Annotated in this window: 1 pseudogene; it reads right to left on the reverse strand. The window is 81.9% G+C overall.

The features are described from left to right. Positions 1-287 (reverse strand): annotated as a pseudogene (locus C7C45_RS35415) (N-acetylmuramic acid 6-phosphate etherase); the annotation flags it as partial.

Genomic DNA, 287 nt, shown 5'->3' on the forward strand with positions numbered 1-287 from the left:
GGGGGGGGGGGGCGGGCCGGCTACGACCACCCCCGGCGGGCGGGGGGTCCCGCCCCGGAGGTAGGCCCCCGGGGGCCCGCGGAGAAGCGCCGCGCCCGCAAGGCCGAGGGGGGGGGCGATCCCGCCGACCCCCGCGGCGCCCGCCGCCGGCACCCGCCGGTCCGCCTCGTTGATGACGGTGAGGACGTCCCGGGTCGACATCAGGTCAAGGTCGACGCTGAGCGGGTTGCGCCGCTCGGTGGGTGCGCCCACCCGGACCGTCGGGCGGGCGGGCCGTGCTGGCGGTC

This window comes from Micromonospora arborensis, assembly GCF_003205615.1.
Lineage (GTDB): Bacteria > Actinomycetota > Actinomycetes > Mycobacteriales > Micromonosporaceae > Micromonospora > Micromonospora arborensis.